Annotated in this window: 23 protein-coding genes; 20 read left to right on the forward strand and 3 right to left on the reverse strand. The window is 34.7% G+C overall.

Annotation, left to right across the window (positions count from 1 at the left end):
• The 12 genes from BK137_RS09340 (at position 1) to BK137_RS09395 (ending at position 11,240) form a co-directional block, all read left to right on the forward strand.
• Complete coding sequence (locus tag BK137_RS09340; RefSeq protein WP_038180925.1) at positions 1-1,008, forward strand: FecCD family ABC transporter permease; 1,008 nt, start codon at positions 1-3, stop codon at positions 1,006-1,008.
• Between the two features lie 10 nt (positions 1,009-1,018).
• On the forward strand, positions 1,019-2,023 hold the full coding sequence (locus BK137_RS09345; RefSeq protein ID WP_143691043.1) for a FecCD family ABC transporter permease: 1,005 nt from the start codon (positions 1,019-1,021) through the stop codon (positions 2,021-2,023).
• A gap of 15 nt (positions 2,024-2,038) precedes the next feature.
• Complete coding sequence (locus BK137_RS09350) at positions 2,039-2,851, forward strand: ABC transporter ATP-binding protein (protein ID WP_038180611.1); 813 nt, start codon at positions 2,039-2,041, stop codon at positions 2,849-2,851.
• The gene (locus tag BK137_RS09355; protein WP_235175682.1) at positions 2,851-3,654 is read left to right on the forward strand and encodes an alpha/beta hydrolase; all 804 of its coding nucleotides are present in this window, start codon (positions 2,851-2,853) and stop codon (positions 3,652-3,654) included. The genes BK137_RS09350 and BK137_RS09355 overlap by 1 nt, the downstream gene beginning before the upstream one ends.
• Positions 3,655-3,780: 126 nt before the next feature.
• Positions 3,781-4,002 (forward strand): YdbC family protein, encoded by a 222-nt coding sequence (locus BK137_RS09360; RefSeq protein ID WP_038180610.1) that lies wholly within the window; start codon positions 3,781-3,783, stop codon positions 4,000-4,002.
• Between the two features lie 199 nt (positions 4,003-4,201).
• Positions 4,202-5,221 (forward strand): serine hydrolase domain-containing protein, encoded by a 1,020-nt coding sequence (locus BK137_RS09365; RefSeq protein WP_038180608.1) that lies wholly within the window; start codon positions 4,202-4,204, stop codon positions 5,219-5,221.
• A 21-nt stretch (positions 5,222-5,242) separates the two neighbouring features.
• Entirely contained in the window at positions 5,243-6,529 is a 1,287-nt protein-coding gene (locus tag BK137_RS09370) for an ABC transporter substrate-binding protein (RefSeq protein ID WP_038180607.1), read from the forward strand.
• 70 nt (positions 6,530-6,599) lie between these two features.
• Complete coding sequence (locus BK137_RS09375; RefSeq protein WP_038180605.1) at positions 6,600-7,544, forward strand: carbohydrate ABC transporter permease; 945 nt, start codon at positions 6,600-6,602, stop codon at positions 7,542-7,544.
• Positions 7,545-7,555: 11 nt separating this feature from the next.
• Positions 7,556-8,383 carry a carbohydrate ABC transporter permease gene (locus BK137_RS09380; RefSeq protein ID WP_038180602.1) on the forward strand — a complete coding sequence of 276 codons (828 nt, stop codon included), beginning with the start codon at positions 7,556-7,558 and terminating at the stop codon, positions 8,381-8,383.
• The gene (locus BK137_RS09385; RefSeq protein WP_038180600.1) at positions 8,370-9,386 is read left to right on the forward strand and encodes an N-acetylglucosamine kinase; all 1,017 of its coding nucleotides are present in this window, start codon (positions 8,370-8,372) and stop codon (positions 9,384-9,386) included. Before BK137_RS09380 ends, BK137_RS09385 begins: the two co-directional genes overlap by 14 nt.
• A 6-nt stretch (positions 9,387-9,392) precedes the next feature.
• Positions 9,393-10,298, forward strand: a complete 906-nt coding sequence (gene murQ, locus BK137_RS09390; protein ID WP_038180598.1) for an N-acetylmuramic acid 6-phosphate etherase — start codon at positions 9,393-9,395, stop codon at positions 10,296-10,298.
• A 60-nt stretch (positions 10,299-10,358) separates the two neighbouring features.
• Positions 10,359-11,240 carry a MurR/RpiR family transcriptional regulator gene (locus BK137_RS09395; RefSeq protein WP_038180596.1) on the forward strand — a complete coding sequence of 294 codons (882 nt, stop codon included), beginning with the start codon at positions 10,359-10,361 and terminating at the stop codon, positions 11,238-11,240.
• A 291-nt stretch (positions 11,241-11,531) separates the two neighbouring features.
• Here the strand turns inward: BK137_RS09395 and BK137_RS09400 are convergent, their stop codons facing one another.
• On the reverse strand, positions 11,532-12,731 hold the full coding sequence (locus BK137_RS09400; protein WP_038180594.1) for a class I SAM-dependent rRNA methyltransferase: 1,200 nt from the start codon (positions 12,729-12,731) through the stop codon (positions 11,532-11,534).
• A gap of 252 nt (positions 12,732-12,983) precedes the next feature.
• Here BK137_RS09400 and solA point away from each other — a divergent pair, with 252 nt between their 5' ends.
• Together solA and BK137_RS09410 are read left to right on the forward strand one after the other, a co-directional pair.
• Entirely contained in the window at positions 12,984-14,129 is a 1,146-nt protein-coding gene (gene solA, locus BK137_RS09405; RefSeq protein ID WP_038180590.1) for an N-methyl-L-tryptophan oxidase, read from the forward strand.
• 545 nt (positions 14,130-14,674) lie between these two features.
• Entirely contained in the window at positions 14,675-15,682 is a 1,008-nt protein-coding gene (locus BK137_RS09410; RefSeq protein WP_051448590.1) for a C40 family peptidase, read from the forward strand.
• A 73-nt stretch (positions 15,683-15,755) separates the two neighbouring features.
• Here BK137_RS09410 and BK137_RS09415 read toward each other — a convergent pair whose 3' ends face one another.
• Positions 15,756-16,091 (reverse strand): heme oxygenase, encoded by a 336-nt coding sequence (locus BK137_RS09415; RefSeq protein ID WP_038180587.1) that lies wholly within the window; start codon positions 16,089-16,091, stop codon positions 15,756-15,758.
• A 713-nt stretch (positions 16,092-16,804) separates the two neighbouring features.
• Between BK137_RS09415 and BK137_RS09420 the strand changes: the two genes are divergently transcribed.
• The 4 genes from BK137_RS09420 (at position 16,805) to BK137_RS09430 (ending at position 20,170) form a co-directional block, all read left to right on the forward strand.
• Positions 16,805-17,395 carry a TetR/AcrR family transcriptional regulator gene (locus tag BK137_RS09420; RefSeq protein ID WP_038180585.1) on the forward strand — a complete coding sequence of 197 codons (591 nt, stop codon included), beginning with the start codon at positions 16,805-16,807 and terminating at the stop codon, positions 17,393-17,395.
• Between the two features lie 314 nt (positions 17,396-17,709).
• On the forward strand, positions 17,710-17,835 hold the full coding sequence (locus BK137_RS22805) for a hypothetical protein (protein WP_268746456.1): 126 nt from the start codon (positions 17,710-17,712) through the stop codon (positions 17,833-17,835).
• A 212-nt stretch (positions 17,836-18,047) separates the two neighbouring features.
• Entirely contained in the window at positions 18,048-19,625 is a 1,578-nt protein-coding gene (locus tag BK137_RS09425) for a sensor domain-containing diguanylate cyclase (RefSeq protein ID WP_038180582.1), read from the forward strand.
• 80 nt (positions 19,626-19,705) lie between these two features.
• Complete coding sequence (locus BK137_RS09430; RefSeq protein ID WP_038180580.1) at positions 19,706-20,170, forward strand: helix-turn-helix transcriptional regulator; 465 nt, start codon at positions 19,706-19,708, stop codon at positions 20,168-20,170.
• 443 nt (positions 20,171-20,613) lie between these two features.
• Here BK137_RS09430 and BK137_RS09435 read toward each other — a convergent pair whose 3' ends face one another.
• A complete protein-coding gene (locus BK137_RS09435; RefSeq protein ID WP_038180577.1) occupies positions 20,614-22,101 on the reverse strand; it encodes a catalase in 1,488 nt (495 codons plus the stop codon).
• A 636-nt stretch (positions 22,102-22,737) separates the two neighbouring features.
• Here BK137_RS09435 and BK137_RS09440 point away from each other — a divergent pair.
• Positions 22,738-25,830, forward strand: coding sequence for an ATP-binding protein (locus BK137_RS09440; RefSeq protein WP_038180575.1), 3,093 nt, complete (start codon positions 22,738-22,740; stop codon positions 25,828-25,830).
• Positions 25,805-26,923 carry a response regulator gene (locus tag BK137_RS09445; RefSeq protein ID WP_081730027.1) on the forward strand — a complete coding sequence of 373 codons (1,119 nt, stop codon included), beginning with the start codon at positions 25,805-25,807 and terminating at the stop codon, positions 26,921-26,923. The genes BK137_RS09440 and BK137_RS09445 overlap by 26 nt, the downstream gene beginning before the upstream one ends.
• Positions 26,924-26,990: the final 67 nt, after the last annotated feature.

The raw sequence follows: 26,990 nt of genomic DNA on the forward strand, positions 1-26,990 counted from the left end.
ATGATGAAACCTAAATTTGTGCCAATCCTAATTATTGGTGCCGCACCTCTCTTCATCATATTTACAATTGCGTTATCGATCTTATACGGTACAAAGGATATTGATGTTACTACAATTTGGTTGGCGATTACACAATTTGATTCGGGAAATGTTGATCATAATATTATCATGCAATCTCGTTTGCCACGTGTTTTGGCTGCTCTGCTAGTAGGAGCATTTCTAGCAATATCAGGAGCTATTATGCAGGGGATGACAAGAAACTATCTTGCTTCCCCTTCTATTATGGGAGTAACCGATGGTTCAGCATTTGTGATCACGATTTGTATGATTTTTTACCCTGGAATGTCTAACTTTAATCTAATCATTTTCTCTATGATTGGCTCTGCTTTTGGAGCGGGGATTGTATTTGGTTTTGGTTCATTAATGAGAAATGGCCTATCTCCTGTAAGATTAGCCATTATTGGCACAGTTATTGGAACTTTTTTAAGCAGTATATCAGCAGCACTTTCTACATACTTTCAAATTTCACAAGATATGAGTTTTTGGTATAACGCTAAAATTCATAAGGTTGATCCTGAAGTTCTTTTACTTGCTTTACCATTTGGTTTAGTTGGTCTTTTACTTGCTTTATACATTGCTAAATCAATTACTATTTTATCAATTGGCGAGGATATTTCGATAAGTCTTGGTCAACGTACAAAATGGGTTAAGGCTATTAGTATATTAATAGTCGTTTGTTTAACCGGTACTGCTGTGGCTCTTGTTGGGAAAATCGGTTTCGTAGGATTAATTATTCCTCACATTACGAGATTTCTTGTAGGAGTCGATTACCGATTTGTCATCCCATGTTCAGCGATTATTGGTGGGGTCTTTTTAGCATTATGTGACGTTGGTAGTCGATTTATTAACTTTCCGTTTGAAACGCCAGTAGGTGTAGTTACATCGTTAATTGGTGTACCTTTCTTCCTCTATTTAATTCGTACGAGAGGGGGAGAACGACGTGCATAAACAACATTTTATGATGAAAATTACAGCCGCTTTTTTGCTTATTTTTATAGCTATGTACATTCATATCACCAATGGCACTTTCGATATGTCGATTAAAGATGTCGTCACAACGCTGTTACGAATTAATCCAAATGAAGATTTTGATCTAGTTATCTTTCAATTCCGGCTTCCGCGAATTGTTATTGCGGCTCTTGTAGGTCTAGGGCTAGGTATAGCGGGTACGGTTATTCAAGGAATCACAAGAAATGGCTTAGCTGATCCAGGAATATTAGGTATCAACGCTGGTGCAGGTACTTCTATTGTAGTATTCATGTTTCTTTTTCAGATGCAGTTAGTTGCATCTGGTAGCTCTAACTGGATTTCGATATTAATAATGCCTTTATTTGGATTTATAGGTGGATTAGCTGCTGCAATTATTATATATAGCTTTTCCTGGCGTAATGGCAAACTAGATACGCAGCGTCTGATTTTAACAGGTATTGCCATTAGTTCAGGATTTGGTGCGCTTTCAATGTTTATTTCTCTTAAAATGCGTGAAAGTGACTTTGAGATGGCGACTGTTTGGATGACTGGAAGTATCTATAATGCAAACTGGATTTTCATCGTTGCCATGTTACCTTGGCTTTTGATTTTGATACCTATAATCTACAGAAAAGCATATTTATTAGATTATTTACAACTTGAAGAGGCAAGCGTTAAAAGTCTTGGAATTGAAATTGAAAAAGAGAAATCGATACTGCTTTTATGTAGCATCGGTGTGATAAGTGCATGTGTAGCAGTATCAGGTAGTATATCCTTCATTGGATTAATGGCTCCTCATATCGCAAGACAACTTGTAGGTATACAACATCGGTATGTCATTCCTATGAGTGGTGTAGTAGGAATGCTATTAGTCATCTTCTCTGATTATGTTGCAAAAACAGTATTCGCCCCTGCGGAAATTCCCGTAGGCATCATAGTAGCAATTTTAGGTGTACCTTATTTTCTATATTTATTAGTTAAATCAAAAGCGTAAAAGGAGAACCGATAAATGGTGACTAGTGTTATTAGAGCGAAACAATTGACGGCAGGATATGAAAAAGTCACAGTTTTTTCAGATTTGAATACGACAATTAAAGAAGGAAAAATAACAACAATTATCGGTCCAAATGGATGTGGTAAATCAACCTTATTAAAAACAATTGGACGAATCCTAAAACAACAAAGTGGTAATGTATTTTTGCAGGAACAAGACATGAAGACAATTTCGACGAAGGAGATTGCAAAGCAACTGGCACTCTTATCTCAAAATCCCGAAGCACCTTTACAATTAAAAGTAGAGGAGCTTATTTCTTACGGTCGCTTCCCGCATCGGAAAAATGTAGGTACTTTATCAAATAAAGATATTGAAGTGATTGAATGGGCTATGGATATAACGAAAACGACTGCTTTTCGTGATCGAGAAATCGCTCAACTTTCAGGTGGTCAACGTCAAAAAGTATGGCTAGCAATGGCTCTTGCACAAGAGACAAGTATTTTACTGTTGGATGAACCGACGACTTATTTAGATCTTGCTCACCAACTTGAAGTACTGAAGATTGTAGAGCGTCTAAATAGAGAGCATCATTGCACAATAATAATGGTATTACATGATATCAATCATGCTGCACGTTTTTCGCATGAAATCATTGCAATGAAAGAAGGAGAAATTATTACTGTCGGTACACCTAATGAAATTTTAGAAAAAGGAACTCTAAAGCAAGTGTTCAATATCGATGCACGCATAATGATTGACCCAGATAATGGGGCACCAGTGTGTTTTGGATATGATACTTTCCTAGAGCAGGAATCGGGGGAAAAGTAGTGAAAGCAATAAATAAAGTCACTCAAGACAATACAGAACAATGGCTATACTATTCTGATGAAATGGATTATTCATATGATATAAAAGTATCATTACCTAGTTCACCCCCACCTGTAGATGGCTATCCTGTTATTTATATATTAGATGGAAATTCATACTTTCAATTTGCTCAAGGCATCGTAAGTTTGCAATCTAGAAATGCACCGAAAACATTGGTGAATGAGGCGATTATTGTAGGTATTGGGCATCAAGGTGAGGGAAAGGATGCTTCCAAACGAAGATTCTATGATTTTACTGCACCTGCAAATAAGTATGTTTATCCAGATCGGCTAAAGGGTTTTGATGTTGGTGTCCACGGAGGAGCACAGAAATTTCTTGATTTTATTGAGTTAGAGTTAAAACCGAAAATAGAAAGACGCTATTCTATTAATAAGGGAAAACAAGCTCTGTTCGGACATTCTCTCAGCGGCCTTTTTACATTATGGACACTTTTCACAAAACCAAAAGCCTTTCAAACTTATCTAGCTTTAAGTCCATCAATCTGGTGGAATGATCATGAAATTTTAACATACATGGATGGATTTCTGAGACAATCGGAAGCGTATGGGAAGAAGAACCTTTACATTGCAGTAGGTGAATGTGAGGGCTTTATGGTTGACGATGCAAAACAAGTGTTCAGCCGATTAAGTGCAGATCAACAAAAGTATGTGGAATGTGAATTTTACTGTGCTCCAGAAGAAAATCATGCATCTGTCGTGCCTACAGTCATGAGTAGAGCAATTCGCTTTGCAAATAAGAAATAGAAAGTTCTGATATAATGGATTATTACGAGGCTGATGGTGCTTAGGGAAAATAGTACTGTAACATCATACATTTAAGCTAGTTAGCCCAAATGATGAAGTTATTAAAGAACAAAGGAGTAAGAGTAAATGGCAGAACTAAAATACGAAATCGTAGAAAACATTGCAGTACTTTCTGAAGGTGCTAAAGGTTGGCAGAAAGAATTAAATTTAATCAGTTGGAATGATCGTGCCCCTAAGTATGATCTAAGAGATTGGTCTGAGGATCATACGAAGATGGGTAAGGGCGTAACGTTAAGTTCGGAAGAGGTTCAGGAATTGAAAAAGGCGTTGCAAGAATTGACATTATAATCAAGTGCAGTTTTTTGTAAAAATTGACTAAGTTATTCAATAGAACACATAGAAAAAGAGTTATCCGCTAATATGACGGATAGCTCTTTTTTTATGTGTATATGGTTTAAAAAAAAATTTCAGAAATCCGCTTATTTTTTGTTATTTAATTTCATATCGTAATAACATGGAAAATCTAAAAAATAACAAGGGTGTTGTCATGATAGACGAGTATATCAAACAAATAATTCAAAAAAAATTGCTACCGGGTGTAGTTATTAGTGCGCAACAGGATTCGAGGCATTTAATAACCAAGAGCTACGGGCATTTCAAAGGACAGGATTTGCAATTGCATGCAATCACAGAAAATACCCTTTTTGATTTGGCTTCTTTAACAAAGGTCGTCGCTACATTACCAGCTACCTTATATTTACTAAGTAGAAATGAACTTCAACTTGATAGAAGTGTGTCGGAAATTATACCAGCATTTCGTTTTCCAAAGGTGACGATTCGACATTTGTTACAGCATAGATCAGGATTACCAGCAGGGTTAGTACCAAAAGTAGAGAGACATCATAACAGGGATATAATGAGTGAAATATTAGCATGTAATTTAGTCTATAATCCAGGTCGATTTGTCGCTTATAGTGATCTAGGGATGATCTTATTAGGCAAGATAGTAGAAAAAGTGACAGGGGAATTGTTAGATCAATTTGTGAAACGACATTTTTTTAATCCGTGGAATATGCATAATACACAATTTTTATTGCCGGATAACCAAAAGTATAAGGTGGCTTCTACTGAACTAGTTAAAGGACAATATGTCCAAGGAGATGTACATGATGAGAAAGCGCTTTTATTAGGCGGTGTATCTGGTAGTGCGGGCTTATTTTCAAGTGCAAAGGATTTACTCTTGTTTTCAGAGTATTGGTTAGGTATTAGACAACAGTCGGTTATTCCATTCAATTGGATGGAGTCAGCATATATGAATACGTTTTTAGGAAGGGGTCTTGGGTTTGAAGTGCTGACTGGTGAAGAACCATCAGTATCCTTTGGAAAGAAGGTGAGCGTAGGAGCTTTTGGACATACAGGATTTACAGGAACTAGTATTTGCATGGATCCTGTAAAAAAATCTTCTATCATATTATTAACTAATGCCGTGCATTTTGGAAGAAACAATTCGATTCGAGAAATCAGAAGGCAGATTCACGACCTGGTGTATGAGGAATTGCTTAACTAATTTTGGGGTGGAGGAACAGACATGAAGGTATTGAATAGGTGGTTCTTTTTGTTTGTACTTTTGTTGACAATCGTATTAGCTGGCTGTGGCTCAAAAGACAAATCTGATGACACGAGCAAGGGAGATAAAGAATCCGAATCTTCAAAGGAAGTGTCACTGACAATTGGTAGCTGGCGTACAGAAGATGTAGCAAAATATGAAAAAGTAATCGCATTATTCAACGAGGAACATCCAGATATTAAAGTCACTTTCAGTCCTACAAAAAACACAGAATATAATACGGTATTAAACACAGCATTACAAGCGGGAGAAGGTCCGGATATTATTCATTTACGTCCATATGCTGCTGGTTTAAAACTAGCAGAATCAGGATTCATAGAAAAAATTAACGATTTAAATGGAATGAATGTATTCTCGGAAGAAGCGCTACAAGCTTCTCGAGATGCAGAAGGAAATCAGTATGGGGTACCAATTAATTTGAGTTCTACTCAATTCTTCTATAATAAGAAGATTTTCAAAGAGCAAGGTTTAGATGTTCCAAATACATGGGATGAATTCATTCAATTAAATGACAAACTTCTAGCAAAAGGTATCACACCTATTGCGATGGGTACAAAGGAAAGTTGGCTATTATCTTTGCTCCACGGCATTGTGGGGCCAGGTGTTTATGAGGGTAATGATTTCTACAAGTCAGTTTTAGCTGGTGAAAAAGATTTCACAGATGCAAAGTTTAAAGAATCTATTCAAGTGATGAATGATTTGAAGAAATACTTTCCTAAAAACTCAGAGGGTCTAGGAATGGATGATATTCGAACTGAGTTTGCATTAGAAAAAGCAGCCATGTTCCCATTAGGTAGTTGGGAAATCCCCGTTGTTTCGGAAATGAATCCAGATTTAGATTTTGGCTTTTTCCCCATGCCATCTAAAGCAGGCAATAAAACTGTTACAACATGGGTTGATGGCTCATTTGCTATGAATGCCAACTCAAAAAATAAAGAGGCAGCAAAGGTGTTTTTAGAATTTTTAACTACAAAAGAATTTGGTGAACTATTTGTAAAAGAGTTCTCAATGATTAGTGCAATGCCTGGCATTTCTTCTGATCAGGCACTATTAAGTGATCTTAGTAAAGCAGTAGAATCTAACGCGACACCTTATATGTGGGTTACTAATTTTACAGGTGGAGACCCAACAACGAAAACAGTACTTGAAACTGAACTACAAGGAATGTATTTAGGTGATGTGAAAGTTGATGGTGTAGCAAAAAAAGTGCAAGAAAATGCAAAAACATGGTTTAAGCCGTTTCAATAAATAATAATTGCCCTCACTGAAAAGAGGTGAGGGCCTATTGTTTCAATTTACATAAAGGAGGCTATGGTATATGACAAATGGGACAGCTCCATCGATAAAAAAGAAACGGAGTTGGTCAAAGTGGACAATTCACTTATTTCCTATACCGGCATTAATCATTTATGGAATGTTCGTGTTATATCCAATAATGGCTGCCCTATCCTATAGTTTTTTTGAATTTAATGGAATGAGCAGAGGCAATTTTGTAGGGCTTCAAAACTTCCTTACGCTCTTTACAAAAGAACCTTATGGGTCTATGTTTTGGAATGCTTTTAAGCATAATGGAATTTATTTTATTATACAGATGGTTGTGATGAATGGTCTGGCTTTCTTTTTAGCCTTTATCATCTATAAAAGAATCAGAGGTTCAGAGTTTTTCAAAGCTGCTTTCTTTTTACCAAGGGTACTCTCTGTTATTGTAGTCGGCTTTTTATGGAAACTCATCTTAAATCCAAACTATGGTACAGTGAATGTTTTACTTGAAAAGCTAGGCCTAGAAAGTTTGCAAAGAGCATGGTTAGGTGATCCGGATACAGCTCTTATTGTTATTATTCTAGTGAATTGTTGGTTTGGTATTGGATTTGGTGTTCTTATTTTTTTGGCCGGTTTTCAAGGGATTTCAAGTGAACTTATTGAAGCAGCCAGATTAGATGGAGCAAAGGGCTTTAAAATGTTGTCTAGAATCTATTTACCATTAATGATTCCCTCCATTATGATTATGGGCGTATTGACGTTCATTCAATCGTTTGAAGCTTTCGAACTTATTTATGCTATGCAGGGATCGATGGGCGAACCCTATTATTCTACAGATACATTAGCAGTGTTTTTCTATAGGTTAGCATTTGGCAGTTCAACTGCTGCGGGATCTACTTCTATAGGATTAGGCTCGGCTTTAGCGACATGCTTATTCTGCTTTATTTTAATATGTACTTCGGTTTTCTTACGAGTGATGAATAAAAAAGACGTTGAGATGTGAGAGGTGAAGGTATGAAGCAAGGTACTATTTGGACTAAACCTTTCTATTATATTGTTGTTTTTGTTGCAGCGACAATTAGTTTGTATCCGATCTTGTTAATGATTCTTTCTTCATTCAAAACGAGTGCAGAAATTTTTAAAAACCCTTTAGGTCTGCCGACAAGTATTAGCTTAGATACTTATCGGACGTTATTATCAAAAGTTCCTTTTACTACTTACTTTATGAATAGTGTCATAGTAAGCGTTGTGTCAGTATCTTTAATTATTATTGTGTGTTCTTTAGCAGCTTTTTATATTGCTCGTTTTAAATTTTCGTGGACTAATGCCATTTTCTTTATTTTTTTATTAGGAATGATGATACCGATTAAGTTAGGGATTGTACCATTATTTATTTTGATGAGAGATTTAGGATTAATTAATTCACTTTGGTCATTAATTTTTATGAATGTTGCAACAGGGATCCCGTTAACGATGCTTATTTTGACAGGCTTTTTCCGTACAATGCCTGTTGAATTAGAGGAAGCAGCTCGAATGGATGGTGCAGGAAATATACGCATACTCTGGCATGTGCTCTTACCAATTATGCGACCTGCTTTAGGAACTGTAGTTATTATTAATTTTATATCTGCATGGAATGATTTTTTCTTCCCATTAATTTTTATTACGGAAAAGGCGAAAATGACGATCCCTGTAGGAATGATGTCATTATTTGGTGAACATTCGGCAGATTGGGGTTCACTATTCGCAGGCTTAACTTTAGCTTCATTACCAATGATTTTACTATTTTTCATCGCTTCAAAGCAGTTTATGGAAGGACTGACGGCAGGTGCAGTTAAATAAACGATATTTTATTGGAATAGATGGTGGCGGAACTAAAACTCAAGCGGTGATTGGCAATAGCGATGGAGAGATTCTAGCTCTTGTAACTGGTGAAGGCTCGAATATAAAAGCCACTCCAAAGGAAAAAGTTAAAATCCAATTAGTCCATTTATTAGATAAGTTGTTAGTAAAGTCCGCTATTCAAAAAGCGGAGGTCAAGGCTGTATTTGTATGTGCAGCTGGTGGTGATCGTGAGGAAGATTTAGTCTGCTGGAATGAATGGATACAAGAGTATTTTCAATCGTATCATTGTACAATTCGAGTTACTAATGATGCAGTAGCAGCCTTGGTAAGTGGCACATTTAAATTGGATGGATTGGTTTTAATAGCTGGTACCGGTTCTATTGCTTATTTAGTACAAGAAGATGGTCGCAAAATTAGTCGAGCAGGTGGATGGGGCTATTTATTTGGCGATGAAGGTAGTGGTTATTATATTGGGACACAGGCATTAAGTCATATCTCACAACTATACGATTTACAAGAGCAGCTTGATGAATTTACGGAAGAAGTTCTCAAATATCTTCAACTGAATAATACCGTAGGCATCATCACGAAAGTTTATGAACAGGAGCAACCACGTTTGATCGTGTCATCTATTGCGATGATTGTTTTGAAATTAGCAGAGCGAGGTAACGATGTAGCGTGTCGAATTGTATTTGATGCGGTGGCTCAACTAGTGCACCTATTGGAAATTATATATTCAAGAGAGGAAAGTGCAAAGTCATTACCAATAGTTGTATGTGGTGGCTTATTTGAAAATGAGTATTTCTTAAGTCAATTTGAGAATTCTCTAAGCTTAGTCTTAAGTGACAATGAATTGATTAAACCATCTGTATCACCAGTAGTTGGTGCATTTACTTTAGCACTACTTGAAATGTACATTCCAATCACAAAGAAAATGAAAGTTGATCTGTTACAGACATGGATGAAAGTTGATCTTGAAAATAAGATTAGGAGGAATTGAAAATCTATGGAGCGAGAGCTAAAACTGAAAACAGAAGCGCATCATAGGGAAACAACCAATTTAGATTTAATGTCTGTAGCTGAAATTATAAAATTAATGAATCAGGATGACCTCAAAATTCCACTAGCTATTGAAAAGGTACTACCAAAAATAGAAAAAACGATTAAGGTAGTATATCATTCGCTTGAGACAGGGGGAAGATTATTCTATGTAGGTGCTGGAACAAGCGGGAGAATTGGTTTGTTAGACGCAGTGGAATGTCCTCCTACATTTAGTACATCACCAGAAGTAGTACAGGCAATATTAGCAGGTGGAATCGATGCAGTTGTCTTAGCCATTGAAGGAGCGGAAGATGATGAACAATGGGGTCAATCGAGCCTAAAAGAACATGGTTTAACAGAACATGATGTGGTGATCGGTATTGCGGCAAGCGGAAGTACCCCTTTCGTAAAAGGGGCTTTAGTTTATGCTCGTTCTGTCGGAGCTAAAACAATGAGTTTAACAAGTAATCCAAACTCAATTATTAGCGAATGTGCTGATATTGCGCTTGAGGTAGATACAGGTCCAGAAATCTTAACAGGGTCTACACGATTAAAGGCAGCTACAGCACATAAAATGGTATTAAACATGATCTCTACAGCTACTATGGTTCAATTAGGTAAAGTCTATAAAAATCTAATGGTTGATGTACATGCTAGTAATAATAAATTAAAAGAACGTGCAAAAAGAATTGTTTGTGAGGCAACAGAAGTTACTTACGAACAAGCAGAGCAGGTATTAGCTAAAACAGGTTATGAAGTGAAACCAGCGATAGTTATGCTTTTAACACAGTCAACTTTGGATGAGTCAAAACAACTTTTAGCAAATTCAAAAGGTCACGTTCGTGCAGCAATACAACTGAAGAATCTCTAATTAAGAGAGAATATAGTAATATTGCTTCAATATTAAATAAGGAAGCAGGGGGTTATAAGTATAGAAAAGATGAATTCGGGATTGCTAATACTTTCCGAAATGGAAGCTAGCTTGCCACCTTCTGAGAGGAAAATTGCTCAATATATTTTAAAACATCCTGCTGAAGCAATTAAAATGACAGCAATCGATATTGGCAAACATAGTCATACAAGTAGTGCGGCTGTCATTCGCCTTTGTAAATCATTGAATTTAAGTGGCATACAAGAATTGAAGCTTAGAATTGCTGGAGATTTACAAAGCGAGAAGGTTGATGTACGTGATATCGAACCGAATGAGCCGTTAGAGTTAACTATTGATAAGATTACAAATCATAGTATGCAAATTTTACGTGAAACTGCAGATTTAATCGATCAAAAAGCGCTTATGCATGCTGTGGATGCAATATTAAATGCTAAGAGAATTTTCTTCTTTGGTGTTGGTGCATCAGCAATAGCTGCAATGGATGCGTATCAAAAATTTGTGCGTATTAATAAATACTGTATGTATTTCACGGATACACATTTAGGCGGCACCGCCGTTGTAAACGCGGAAGAGGGAGATGTAATTGTTGGCATTTCATTTTCAGGAGAAACACATGAGGTAGCTAAGGTGTTAGAGATAGCAAATGGTGTAAATGCTACAACAATTAGTCTTACCAGATACGGGAATTCACTTGTTGCCAGCTTAGCAGACATTTGTTTATATACTTCACCTAAATTAGAAGCTACTTTTAGAAGCGGTGCAACTTCTTCGCGATTAGCACAGCTACATGTGTTAGATATATTATTTATGTGCGTGGCAACTAGTACATATGAAGAGACAATAGAGTATTTGGATAAAACGAGAACAGTAATTAAAACATTACATGAAAAAGTTGGGAAACGGAGAATCAACTATTCTTAAAAAGAAGTATCAGTTCTTTATTTAGGCCAGATATTTCTTTTTTGGGGTTTGTTCTTAGGATTCAAATTCTTGCAATAGTAATTTTTTATGAGCAAAGCTGAAAATATTTGCAAAATTAAAGCATTAATCTAGTAATTGTTTATACAGATAACTATGGAAACTACTACTATTACAGCAAATCAATAAAAGTGATAAGGATTCGGTTGTTTTTATTGAAATGGTACTTAGTATAGATTAGTGATTAACCTAAAATATAAAAACCGCGACCATTTCTGGTTGCGGTTTAATCTCTTATTTATTCAGCTTTTTAATGAACACAACTTTTAAATAGTTGAACTCAGGGAAGTCGCGGTTTGCGCGGAAATCTTTTGGTAGTGAAGATTGTTCAACTATTTTATAGCGAGTGTTTGAATCTTTAAACGCCTTATCAATGAACGTCTTGAACTTTTTCATACCGAAGCTTGCATTGTTTGTAGAAGCAACAATAATACCGTTTTTTTCCGTAATAGAAATTGCGTCCATTAGCAATTTCGGATAGTCTTTTGCAGTACTAAATGTCATTTTTTTCGAACGTGCAAAGCTAGGAGGATCAAGTACAACTAAATCATATTTCATGTTGTGACGAACGGCATATTTGAAGTAATCAAATACATCCATTACTTTAATATTTTGCGCTTCATAATCGATACCATTGACACTAAATTGTTCAATCGTTTTTGCTAAGCTACGTTTTGCAAGATCAACACTCGTTGTTTCTTTTGCGCCGCCAAGAGCAGCAGCAACTGAAAATGCACCAGTGTAAGAGAAAGTATTCAGCATATTCGTATCTTCTGCATAATAATCACGAATTGTACGACGTACATCGCGTTGGTCAAGGAAAATCCCAGTCATTGCACCATCATTTAGGTTCACTGCAAAATTCATACCATTCTCTTTAATAATGATAGGGAAATCTCCAGGTTCACCCATTACGAAATCATCTTGCTCGATATATTGTCCCTTCGTATCAAAACGTTTTTTCTCATAAATAGCTTTGAACTCAACTAACTCAGCAAGTGCATCATAGATATATTGTTTGAAGCTATATATTCCATCACTATACCAACTAACCATGTAATAACCATCAAAATAATCGATTGTTAGACCGCCAATGCCGTCCCCTTCGCCGTTAAATACACGGAATGCTGTTGTTTGGCTATCCTCGAAAAAGTCAGCACGGTGATCTAGTGCAGTTTTCAATTTAGTCTTGAAAAATGCCCCATCAATCTCTTCATGTTCTTTTGTCGTTAGGACCCAACCAATTCCTTTATTTTGATTACCATAATATCCAGTTGCTAAATAGCGATTAGCGCGGTCTACAAGACGAATAAGTTCGCCTTCTTCACGTAGCATATCTGTATTAACTACAGCCTCTTTTAAAATTAATGGATAGCCTCTTTTTAAATCTGCAAGAAAGCTTTGATCCACTCTAAGTGTTATCATTTTTGTCATCATGTCATCCTTAATATTCGTTTTCCTCATTATCGCATTTTTCGCCATAAAATGCGAAACTAATGAGGAAGTTTAAGGTTGATTAAATAATAAAATAATGGAATATATGAATTGCAGCCATTAAAGGTATCGCTTCCAAGATGAGAAGTTGAACAACAGCCTTGTACATTTCAGCAATAATCCTTATCACTCCCCAATATTCTAAAAATTCATAGTAAAATAATAATAATGAGTATCAAGGAGGCAATGAAAATGCATTATGATGTGATAGTTATAGGAGCAGGTTCAATGGGAATGGCTGCGGGATATTTCCTTTCACAAAGTGGAAAAAAGACTTTACTATTAGATGCCTTTAATCCACCACATGATAAAGGAAGTCACCATGGTGAGACACGCATAATTCGTTATGCATATGGTGAAGGGGTAGAGTATGTTCCACTCGCTTTACGTGCACGTGATTTATGGCAAGAACTTGCACAACAAACAGGTAAGGAAATTTTTCTCCAAACTGGTGTCATTAATGTTGGTGATAAAAATATTCCGTTCATAAAAAACGTGATTAAGAGTGCAGAGAAATTTGATCTACCATTAGAGGTTATGACGGCAACTGAGGTAAACGAAAAATGGGAAGGTATGCAATTACCAGATAACTACCTCGGTTGTTTCGAACCTACTTCGGGCGTGTTAAGAGTAGAATCATGCATTGAAGCTTATAGAGAATTGGCCATAAATGCAGGAGCAACTATTCGTACAAATAGTCGTGTTATTAAAGTCGATCCACAGACAGACAAAGTTACGATTTATACAGAAGATGGTGCAATATTTACAGCAGACTCCGTAATTATTTCTGCGGGTGCTTGGGCTGGAGAAATACTAAAACAATTGGATTTAAAACTTCCACTAAACCCAATTCGCAAAACATTCGCTTGGTACGATGTAGATGAAAAATACTATAATCAAAACGATTTTCCAGCTTTCACATTCGAGCTTGCGGAAAGTATATACTACGGTTTTCCAAGTATTGATGGCGCAGGATTAAAAGTGGGACGGCATGATGGAGGAGATAATATTAATCCAGATGAGGACAAACTTGCATTTGGTGATGTCGTCGGTGATGTAGAAAATCTGAATGGATTCCTAGATGAATTTATGCCACGTGAGCATGAGTTGAAATTCGGAAAAACATGTATGTACACAATGACGCCAGATGAAGATTTCATCATAGATGTCCATCCAAAACACAATAACATCGCCATCGCAGCTGGTTTCTCAGGACATGGTTTCAAATTTGCTAGCGCTGTTGGAGAAGTCCTAAGTGACTTGATTACAAAAGGATTTACAGATTTAGATATCACACCGTTTTCTATTAAACGGTTTAGTAACGTAGGGAAAATATGATTACAGTAAAAAATCCAGAGCATGATCTATAAAAAACAAAATTGCAGAAAATACAAGTAGAAGATTTCTATAGAAATATTGAGTCATTTCAGGGATTTCAAATTCCAATGTCAATGACAGCTCTCAGTTTAGAAATTTATCAATAAGAACCATAATCAGTTCTTTCACTATATAAGTAAACTCCCTTAGCTTTTTAAGCAGAAGGGAGTTTTTTGCATTGAATAATTATGTTTTTATCAAGTAGTTACCATTTTCAGTAAAAAAATTATGGAATTCATCAATTAAATAAAATAACAAAGAAAAGTAGTATTAAATGGAAAATTAATCCGTTTATATTTCCGTTTTATTAAAAACTGGATATAGTATGAGGATTTTGAGTTATTTGTAATAAAGTGTAATGACATTGTAAATGAAATGCCGTTGTTTCTCCATCTGACTTTCCTTAGTATTAATAGTGGAATTAATAAAAAAACGTTATTTACATCCATAAACATCGAAATATTATTATCTACTATAAAAGAAAAAATTGGAGGAACATTATTAATATGAACAAGCAAACAGTATTTAAGGCAATCACAGCAACTACTTTGACAATAACACTTGGACTTGGAGCATTAGTAAATAATCAACCTCAACAACCAACACAAACGAATGCAACAAATGTTTTACAAGATTCTGCTAACGGAATTACGATGGTTTCAAGTTCAAAAGCAACTAAAATTTCAGGTAAATATAAAACAACAGCAGCATTGAATATGCGTAAAGGTCCATCTACAAGCAGCAAGAAAATAACAACACTAAAAAAAGGTGCAGTCGTAACAGCTACATATAAAAAGAAAGTAAGTGGTACAACATGGTACAAAGTAAAACACGGTGGAAAAACTGGTTGGGTATCTGGTTCATACTTAAAAAAATATAAAAAATCAACATCATCTACTGCTAAAGCAACAAAAATTAGTGGTAAATATAAAACAAAATCAATATTAAATATGCGTAAAAGTGCATCACTAAAAAGTGGGAAAATAACAACACTAAAAAAGGGAGCTGTCGTGACAGCTTCATATAAAAAGACAGTAGGCGGAACAACGTGGTATAAAGTCAAACATAGTAGCAAGAAAGGTTGGGTATCAAGCTCATACTTAAAAAAATACAAAAAAACAACAAAAGTTTCTAGCTCAAACTCAGCACTTCGTAACAAAGTGATAAGTGTAGGTAGTCAATATTTAGGCGTTCCTTATGTATGGGGTGGCATGTCGACATCAGGTTTTGATTGCTCAGGTTTTACAGCTTATGCATATAAAAAAGCTGGATACGGTACACTTCCACATAATAGTCGTTCTCAACGTGCTGTTACTAAAAAAGTAAGTAGTCCAGAAGTAGGCGATTTAATCTTCTTCACTGCTACACCAGGAGGTAGCACGATTACGCATGTTGGTCTATATGCAGGAAACAACAAAGTTTTACACGCAGCAGGGGACAAAGTACAGTATCAAAGTGTTGCAAAAGGTAGTTACTGGGAACCACGTATCGTAAGCTACGGATCATTAAATTAATAGTATAAATTTAAAAAGGCTCTAACTGGAGAATAAAAACTTCAGTTTAGAGCCTTTCTTATTGAATAAAAGCTTAAGCTTGTGCTGCTTCAATACGTGAAACAATTTCAGCTATAACGATTTGACTACCAAGCATTGGAGATTCTTTTGGAGCTTCACCTGGTTTTGCTTCTGGACGTTTGTGAGATGCTTTGAATGCGTCACTTTCGCGCCACGCTTTGAAGCCATCAAGTGTTTCCCAGTACATATTAACGCTCATTTCATCGTATTCTTCAAAATCTTTGCATACAGCTACTTCAACTTTGACAAAGCCTTCAAATGATTGAAGTGCACCTGGACGAGTGAAGTTAGGAGCCATTTTTTCAGCAAAGCCTTTTTTCGTTTTAATACGGTTAGTTACTACGAACATAAACAATCTCTCCTTTTTTTAAAACATTGGCATACTAGAAACCTATGCCTTTTAAGAAATCGTATACCATGTTGAAACCCCAATGCAAATGAGAACCTATATTTCAGTTGAAAACGCTTAAAAAATGTGTTCCCATATGTTTATTAGAAAGGACAATTTAATTATATCTCTTTTATAGTAAGTACTTAATAATATAAATACCCTAAGATTTAATAATCAAACAATTTCAAATGGAATTGTTTGTGCTGATAATAAGAGTTGTATAAATCTTGTATAAATTGAGAGCTATACTTATGCGATGATACAAAGAATACAGTGGCTCCCTTCCTTTGTGCGTGAAGCGAAACCAGCCTTTGTTTTAGATGTTGATCACTCTTAATACAATGTTTGAAGATAGTTACAACTGGCAATATAGTGGTACAGTTGGACTTTTCAAGGAAGATATCAATGCCTATTTTGCTCACTTTCTAAAAAAGTATTGTTTGATAAGAAAATTCTTATTAAAAAGAAGTAATAAAAAGCGCTAGGAGTCCTAAAAACTTCTAGCGTTTTTAATGTGAAAGAATTTCTTGGTTTTACATAAAATTATTCAATATATTGAGATAAATATATAATTTGCACTATGGTAATGCTATTATTGGGTGATAATGGTATAATATACCTTGTCGATATTATAGGATAGTACCACTACTTTAAAAATAGAGGTGATTAAAATGGCGCGGGAGAGAAAATTTTCATCCGATGAAATATTTAATACTACCAAAATACTTTTATTAAAGTATGGATATGAAGGTTATACATTTAGTCTACTGGCTGATACTTTGAATGTCTCAAGAGCAGCAATTTATAAATACTATGTTAATAAAGAGGAACTTATTTTTGATTATTTAGTTTCAGCCTTAAAAAAAATACATATAGACTTAAAGTTAATAGATCAAGAACTGCCCTTTACGGCACAGTTAGATGAATTAGTGACGAAAATGTATAAATATAAAGATTTACAACAAATTTTAGTGAAAGCAAAGGAAATTCAGGAAAACGATTCTGAAGTACTTATACATAAAAAAGCGGCAATACAGCAATTACAAATAGGTATGTATAGCATATTACAAACAATAATAGATCAAGGCAAAAAAGAGAATTTTCTGGATAAAGAAATGCCAAATGAAATTATATTAAAGTTTATTCTCCATAGTGTCGCTACTCCAAATAGTGATGGAGTTAAACAGGAATCGTGGTTATTTTACATAAAAAAACTCATTTGTAGTGGAATTTTTGCTAAAAAAGTTAGCATAGAGGTTTGATGAGTTCTAGATATAAATTTAGTTTTTACTTAATGATCCTTTTCATTTCATTTGAAAAATAAGCATTTTGCTATTTCTTATGTTGTTAATGGATACTATAATTGAAAGCCTCCTCATTGTTGGATAGATATAACTATGAGGAGGTTTTTTGTATAGAATAAGTAACCTTAATATGACAGTAATCGTGCATGGTTAGCGTCTTATTAGAATTTCTATCAATTTTTATGTATAATAATAGTAGGAACGAAAGTAAATCATCGAAATAAGTATAGGAATTTCAAGAATGTCAGTACGAAGATTAAGGGGTTGATCGTATGTTGGACAGGTTATTGAGGTTTTTAGGTATTAAAATAGATGATGTAGAAGAAGATTTTGACGATACTATACACTGTTTCGACAATGCAGATTCTATTTTCAACCACTCTAGAGACAAAGAATAGTAAGGAAATTGCCTTACGAGTAATTAACATTAATAATTAATTAATTTGGATAAATCGCTATTAAGCTGGATGGCTTAATAGCGATTTTTTTATTTTAAAAAGAGAATAAATTACTTATAAAATAGTAAATTATTGTATTTTAACACTTGTGGTATGTTACTATTTTACTTGATGTATTATATCGAGCTATATAAGGAAATAGGTAGGGGCATATGAAAAAAATCAATCTAAAATTACACCATTTAATTATCAGTGTAGCTGTTTTGGCATTCCTTTTAACAATTGCGAGTAGTTTGTGGAGTAGTTATCGTACGAATACGCAATCCTTACAAGAAAGTACTCTTGAAACGAATCATGCGTATGCTCAAAAACTAGCAATGACAGCAAATGATTATATGAAAGAAACATTACAAACACTTAATATAAGTGCAGAAGAAATCACAGCTATTTTTGATGATGAGGATAAATTGTTACATGAAGCAGATCGTGTGAAAAATCAAACAAATACTTTTAATTCTGTAGCTATTGTCGACTCAAAGGGAGAAGTACTTGCAACTTCCCCTCAATCATTAGATTTAAAAGGAAAGACTCTTACTTCTAATGCTATAAAAGAAGCGATAACGCAAAAGAAACCATTAATATCAAAGCCGTATAAAGGAATTACAAATCGTTTGCTCATCTTCATTTCAGTTCCAGTTTTCGCAAAAGAGGGCCTATACCTAGGGCTAATAGGTGGAACTATTTATTTGAAAGAAGATAATGTATTGAATGAGGTTCTCGGTGAGCATTTTTATAAAGACGGTTCTTACGTGTATGTAGTAGATAACGATGGCCGCATAATTTATCATCAAGATAAATCACGCATTAATGATGTAGTATCTGATAATAAGATTGTAAGTGAAATGCTTGAAAACCATAGTACAGGTGCATCTCGTTTGATTAATTCTAAAGGTAAAGATATGCTGGCAGGATATTCGTATATTTCAATTGCCAATTGGGGAGTTGTGGCACAACGCTCAACTGAAATTGCTTTGAAACCGGCAACAAATATGGTAAAGCAGATGCTGTACGTTGCATTACCACTATTGCTCGTTTCACTAGTTATCATCTTATGGGCTTCACTTAAAATTGCACGTCCATTACAGCAACTAGCAACATTAACGGAAAGTAGTATGAAAGCAAACGAAGAAAAGAATCTCGCTCAAGTACCCGGCTGGTATTATGAAGTTATACAACTAAAAAAAGCATTAATTCAGAGCCTATCTTTTCTCCATGGACAAGTAAGTTTCTTTATGGACCAATCAACAACAGATCCACTTACAGGATTGACGAATCGCCGAACATTAAATGAACGAATGCAAAAATGGACAAGTGGGAATACACCTTACTCAATTATTTTAATCGATATAGATCATTTTAAGTCGGTGAATGATACATACGGTCACGGTGTTGGAGATGAAGTATTAAAATTCTTAGCTTTGAAAATGAAAAAAGCAACAAGAGCAAATGATTTATGTTGCCGTTATGGTGGAGAAGAGTTTATTATCTTATTGCCAAATACATCTGCAACTGACGCTTATTTAGTAGCAGAGCAGCTACGTACGGATATCGAGCGAACAATAAGTCCAACTGGGGAAAATATTACAATTTCAGCAGGAATCGCAGAATATCCTTCAATGGCAAGTGAGCCTGCAACAATGATTGGATTAGCAGATCAATGCTTATATGAGGCGAAGGAACAAGGTAGAAATCGCGTTGTAATGGCAAAAGAAATATTTATTGTACTGTAATCCACTTTATAATAGAAAATTCCCTTTTTGCATTCAATAGTATAAAATTACACTAAAAGAAACAATTAAGGGTGATAAATATGGATAAAGAAAAAATCATTAGTATCGCTACTGAGAAATTTAAGTTAGTGCGTACAGAAAATAATTATACTCAGGATAAAATGGCTGAGGTACTAGGTATTTCAAAAAAAACACTTGTTCAAATCGAAAAACAACGAACACCATGTGGCTGGACAACAACAGTTGCACTATGTGCCCTATTTAGAGAAAGTTCAATTTTGCAAAATGCAATGGGTGGCGATCCTATGGAAGTAGTGGAACTAACAGCGCATGACGTGATTGCACGCCCAAAAGAAAAAACTATGGGCGGACATGTATGGTGGCGAACAGTACAAGAGGATAAGGGATATCGTTTGCAACAAAATATTTTAAGCAACCATTATCGAATTTTAGATTCTGAATCATATCGTTGGTTTAGTACGATGAATGAAGTGGCCGCGTTAGAAGAATTTACCCGTATTATAGAAGAAAATCACTTTAATTAAGTATTTGGCATCCATGTAATATGTGGATGCCTTTATTTATGTTACATAATAAACAAGTGAATAAATGCAATCATGAGTTAGGGATTGAGTATATATTTGTAGTAGATTGTCAAACTGTTTTAGTAACAACACTCACAAGTTGTATTACAGTAACGATTGTAATATACATATCAGTCATACTTTATACATAGGTACTACAGATGAAATATGAAGTTAAATTATTTATTTGAGTTTAAAAAGCAGCTCTTCAACGCGAAGAGTTGTTTTTTTGTGGATAACTTTTTGGTGGAAAAATGATACTATCCACAATCTACACAAAGTTATACACCAATTCTGTGAATAAGTGCATAGAATATTCAAAATAATTAAGTAAATTGTGGATAAGTAGTTAAAAAGTAACAAAGCCTCGTTTAGCATGAGTAGCTAAACGAGGCTTTGTTATATTAGCGATATTGAATTTCTTTTTTAAGGTCAATTTCTTTGATATCGATACCCATTGCTTTGGCAACACCTGTACCATAAGCTGGATCTGCTTTGTAGCAGTGAATGATATGGCGTTCTTTAATAAAGAACTCAACACCTTCCATGTTACGAGCAGTATTTTCGAATAAACGTTGTTGCTCTTCTTGGCTCATGATGTTGAACAATTTACCTGGTTGTTCGAAGTAATTGTCATCATCTTCGCGGAAGTCATAGATATCTGCTGGTCCATCAAGTGCTAATGCAGGGTCTTTATATGATGGTTGTTCTTGCCATTCACCGTAGCTATTTGGCTCATAATGCAATGTGCTTCCTAAGTTTCCATCTACACGCATTTGTCCATCGCGGTGGAAGTTGTGTACTGGGCATTTTGGTGCATTAACAGGGATAGATGTATTGTTTACACCTAAACGGTAACGAGCAGCATCTGCATAAGCGAATAAACGAGCTTGTAGCATACGGTCTGGTGAGAAGCTAATACCAGGAACAACGTTAGATGGCGCAAATGAAGCTTGTTCAACTTCAGCAAAGTAGTTAGCTGGGTTACGGTTCAATTCGAATTCACCAACAGGGATTAATGGGAATTCAGATTTGTACCATACTTTTGTTAAATCAAATGGGTTGTAACGGTGGTTACGAGCTTGTTCTTCTGTCATCACTTGGATAGACATTTTCCATTTAGGGAAGTCGCCTTTTTTGATTGATTCAAATAGGTCACGTTGTGAAGATTCACGGTCGTGTGCAACTACTTCAGCAGCTTCTTGGTCTGTGTAGTTATTAATACCTTGTTGTGAAGCGAAGTGGAATTTCACATATACACGTTCATTATCAGCATTGATCATTGAATACGTATGTGAACCGAATCCGTGCATATGACGGTAATCAGTTGGGATACCACGGTCACCCATAACATAAGTTACTTGGTGCAATGCTTCCGGTAAGTTTGTCCAAAAATCCCAGTTGTTATTAGCTGAGCGCATGTTAGTATGCGGGTCACGTTTAACAGCGTGGTTCAAGTCAGGGAAGTGCATTGCATCACGGAAGAAGAATACTGGAGTGTTGTTACCAACTAAATCCCAGTTACCTTGTTCTGTGTAGAATTTTAATGCGAATCCGCGGATATCACGTTCAGCATCAGCTGCACCACGTTCACCAGCTACAGTAGAAAAACGAGCGAACATTTCTGTTTTTTTACCTACTTCAGAGAAGATTGCAGCTTTTGTATATTTAGTAATATCGTGAGTTACTGTGAAAGTACCAAATGCACCTGAACCTTTAGCATGCATACGACGCTCCGGAATAACTTCACGGTTAAAATTAGCTAATTTTTCAATCAACCATACGTCTTGCAGTAAAAGGGGTCCACGTTTACCTGCAGACATAGAGTTAGTATTACTAACGACTGGTGCGCCAGCAGCAGTTGTTAACTTTTTATTATTATCATTTGTCATAATGTTGTGCCTCCTATTTTGAACTCAATTGAACTCTTCAAAACTAATATAACAGATTGCTAGATGAAAGTAAATTATAATGATTATCTTTAAGGAATTTATATCTTTAAGTATGTTCTATAAATAATGGGAGGTTAATTATGTATATATAGTGTTTCAAAAAGTGCAATTCACTTACTAAATAAATTATAAAAGGAACAAAAAGTGTAATGAAATAGCTTGAATAGTGATAAGTGTATTAAAAAATCATTGAGAATATGAGTTAGACAAAATAAAGATCTTTTAAACAACTTACTCATCAATTAAAGTCAAGAATAAATTTTATATAATAATAATTATTATTATCATTTTGGTAGTAAAGATAAGAGTAATTGATAATGTTTTAATGATAGTTGAATCTTTATTTCTTTTTTTATGATCAGTAGATTGGCTATAAGAAAGGCATGTTGAGAGTTTAAACTTTGCGCAGTTTTTTTATATTCAAATGTATTCTAAAGTGAATATTCTTTGAAATGATTTAACAATTTAAGCATCTTATGGATTATTCATTTACAATAGGTTTATACGAATTGAAAAATAGAAATTGATTCATAAAAGAAACAAACTTACATATTTGATCTAGCAAAGAGGTGTGTTATGAAAAGAAAGCTGTTCATCGCTATTTGTATCGGTATTTTTTTGTTCACAATTATAAGTAGTTTTAACTACTTTAATATTTTCCAACCGAATGGGCCTGATGCAAAAAATGGTGTATTAGATTTGAGTAATTGGGATTTTGAAAGAGATGGAAATATAAATTTAAATGGTGAATGGCAATTTTACGCCGGAGATTTAATAACGCCTGACAATAACCCGCATACTTATGATGAATATACTCAAAATCTGACAACTATTAATGTTCCAGGAAATTGGAATAACCAATATACAGAACAATATGGTACATACCGTTTACTTATTAAGTTGCCAAATAACGAGAAGTACGGATTCAAAATGGATACGATTCGATCTTCTAGCCGATTGTTTATAAATGGCGTAGAGGCCGGTGCAAAAGGCGACCCTTCAAAAAATATGAAAATACATCAGTTTAGTAATGAGAAGTATGTGGCGTATGGAACTGGTGAAGGCCTAGAAATAGAGGTTGTTATTCAAGTGGCCAATCTAAATTACCATGTTGCTGGCATTATTTCTCCAATAAAATTTGGGACTTCAAAGGACATTGAAATATCAAAAACAATGGATGTAATGTTGGAAACGGCTCTTTTTGCAGGTTATTTCTTATTGTTTATTATGTATTTAGTAACCTACTTACAACGAAAAAGAATTTTATATGAATTATACTTTAGTTTGTTTTGCCTCTTTCAAGGATTTTATATTACTACGTTAAATGAGCAATTATTTTTTATAAAAATGTCGAATTTATCTTTGCTTGATAGGTCGTATTTCCAATTCACATTTTTTCATCTAGCAATTCTATTCTTTCTGTTATTTATATATGAATTTTTTAAACAATATACAAATAAAAAAGTTGTCATATTTTTATGTAGCTTATTAATTGTTGAGGTGTTTATAGAGGGAATACCAAATCCTATATTGTTGTTAGTAACTCCTCCTATTATGGTCGAGAAAATAGTAATGGTTTTCATTTTAGGGTTAAGCTATGGATACATCGTATATATATTACTGAAGGCGGCTTTAATAAAAAAAGCAGAAGGTTCTGAGTATATATTAATGATAGTTACATCTTTTGCATGTTATGGAACTTTAATTGCATTAAACTTTTTATTTGAAATAAAAGTTAAATATGAGCCCGTGTTTCTGTTTTTAACAATGGTAATTGGCTTATCTTCTTTAATTGGTTTTCGTCACCAGCGTGCTTTTATAGAAGTAGATCGTTTATCTAAGGAATTACTTCGTTTTGATGAATTTAAGGATGATTTTTTAGTGAAAAGCTCTCACGAATTACGGACACCATTACACGGTATTATTAATCTCTCTAAATCATTAATGGAAGGTAATAAAGGGGCACTAAAAAAAGAACAACAAGAAGTCGCTGTTTTAATTCACACCGTTGGTAAACGGTTAGCGAAGTTAGTAGAGGATTTATTATATGCTGGAAAGATCAAGCGTGGGGAAGTAAATATTTCACCTACTCCGGTCAATGTTCATATTGTTGAAGAGATTATAGCTGAGGTATTTTATCTAATACCGACTTCGAATAAGTTAAAATTAGTTAATATGTTTCCATCTAATCTACCATTAATCTATGTAGACGAATACAAGTTAAAACAGATTTTCTTTAATCTTATTTACAATGCTATTAAGTACACGAAATATGGCGAGATTACACTTTCTGCAAAAGTGCAGAATGGAGAAATGTTCATCTCAATTACAGATACAGGCATAGGCATTGAGGAAGATCATATTAATCAAATTTTCGACTCATTATATCAAGTAAAAGGAATTGAATCTGAAGGTCTTGGTCTAGGGTTAAGTATTACTAAGCAACTAGTGGAAGTGTCTGGTGGGCGCATTTGGGTTACTTCAGAAATCGGAAAAGGCTCGTGTTTTACTTTTACGATTCCTTTAGCGAACGAATCACAGCTTAAAGCGGTGGAGAAACCAGCATATTTTCCAACTGAAAAAAATAGTATGCTTCTGGCAATAAAAGATAAAGAGGCTTCAAAAGCATTCTTGGATGTACCGGTGAAAATTGAAGGGAAAAAGGGTTATACCATTTTAGTAGTAGATGATGATCATGATAATTTAAAGATATTGGTAAATTCTATACGATCTTTAGACTATACCGTGATTGCAGTTGAAAGCGGTGTAGACGCCCTTGAAATAATGGGAAATGAATCCGTGGATTTAATGTTATTAGATTTAATGATGCCAAATATGTCAGGTTTTGAAGTTTGTAAAATTGTGAGGGAAGAACATGGTTTACTCGAGCTTCCAATTGTCATCTTAACGGCAGCTGGTCAATTATCAGATTTGATAATTTCCTTGCAAGGAGGGGCAAATGACTTTTTACAAAAGCCAATTAATCTTGAAGAATTAAAAGTCCGTATAGAATCATTGTTATCAATGAAAGAATCTTCAAGGGAAGCAGTGAAAAATGAATTAGATTTCTTATCTGCACAAATTACACCACATTTTTTATACAATACATTTAATACGATTATAGGATTGAGTTATAAGGATGAAGAGAAAACGCGGGAGGCGCTACAATATTTGTCTACGTATTTCCGTGCAAAATTAGATTTTAATGGTCAAGATTGCTTAATCCCATTAGAAAATGAAATAGAATTAGTGAAAGCTTATCTATCCATTGAAAAGATGCGTTTTGGTAATAGATTAAATATTGAATATGAGATCGACGAAACGATAGAAGCACTTATCCCCTCAATGACCATTCAGCCACTTGTTGAAAATGCAGTTCAGCACGGCATCGCCAAAAAGTCTAATGGCGGGACAGTAAAAGTAACGATAGAGAAAACTACTGTAGGTGTCAAAATAGTGATTGAAGATGATGGCGTAGGAATCCCTATTCAAAAGCAATATGAGTTAATGAATGAGCGGAGTACACGATTAGGCTTTTTAAACCCATATAGAAAGCTAAAACTTATTGAAAAATCATCATTCTTATTAGAAAGTAAAGAAAGTGAAGGAACGAAAATAACTATAATTGTACCTGGGGGTGAAAATGATGAGAGTTCTATTAATCGATGATGAAGAAATTGCTTTAGAAGTGCTTGAGATTATGACTAGTAATATAGAAGGAATTGAAATTGTCGGGAAATATACAAATCCGGTTCTTGCCTTGCAAGAATTAGCTAACATACAGGTGGATGTTATTTTTATAGATATGGAAATGCCGGGAATGCACGGAATTGAATTTGCTGAGAAAGTAATGGAAAGGTACAGTAATATAGACGTGCTTTTTGTAACGGCGCATCCTCAATTTGCAATAGAGGCATTTGAAGTGAACGCGTCTGATTATTTGTTAAAACCTGTAAATATGACGCGGTTAAGAAAGGCAATTAAAAAAGTTGAAGAAAGAATTACTTTATATAAATCTAGGGAAGGTCTTTCTGAGCAAACACACAAAGTTTTGTATGCTCGCTTCATGAGTAGCTTTGCACTACAAGATTATCAACAAAATGAAGTGAAATGGCGTACAAGAAAAGTAAAGGAATTATTCATTTTCTTATGGCACAATAGAGAAAATCCGATTCATAAGGCGAATGTTGTTGAGGCATTATGGCCAGAAATGGACGCTACAAAAGCTGTGACATTATTACATACAACTGTTTACCAATTGAGAAAAGCTATAAAAGATATTGGTGTGGAAAATTCCATTACATTAGTAAATGATCATTATAAACTGTCTGTGCCCCTCACAAGTGATGTGCTTGAACTAATGCAAATTGTACAAACAGAGGACATGCATCCTTTAAAGGTAGAAAGGTTACTCGAACTTTATAGTGGAGATTATTTGGAAGGGGACGTCTACCCATGGTCAATTCAATACCAACAATGGATAAAACAGGATGTTCTACTATATCTCGAAAAATTTATAACGAGTACAGAAAGTAAAATAGATCAAAACGCATTAGTGGAAAAGTGTCTGGAAAAAATGCTGATTTTAGATATGTATAATGAAACGATCATGCACCAGTTGATGAAACATTATCAACAATTAAATAATACACAAAAGATAAAAGCGCTTTACGAAACAATTACGAATAATCTCGTAGATGAATTAGGCATTAAAATACCTAGAGAAATTGTAGATTTATATAATGAATGTTTTTCTCATTAATAGGGGCTGTCTCACAAGTCATTTTTTGACTTAGAGACAGCTCTTTTAATATTGTGAAGAATTAGTT

This window comes from Viridibacillus arenosi (assembly GCF_001955655.1).
GTDB lineage: Bacteria > Bacillota > Bacilli > Bacillales_A > Planococcaceae > Viridibacillus > Viridibacillus arenosi.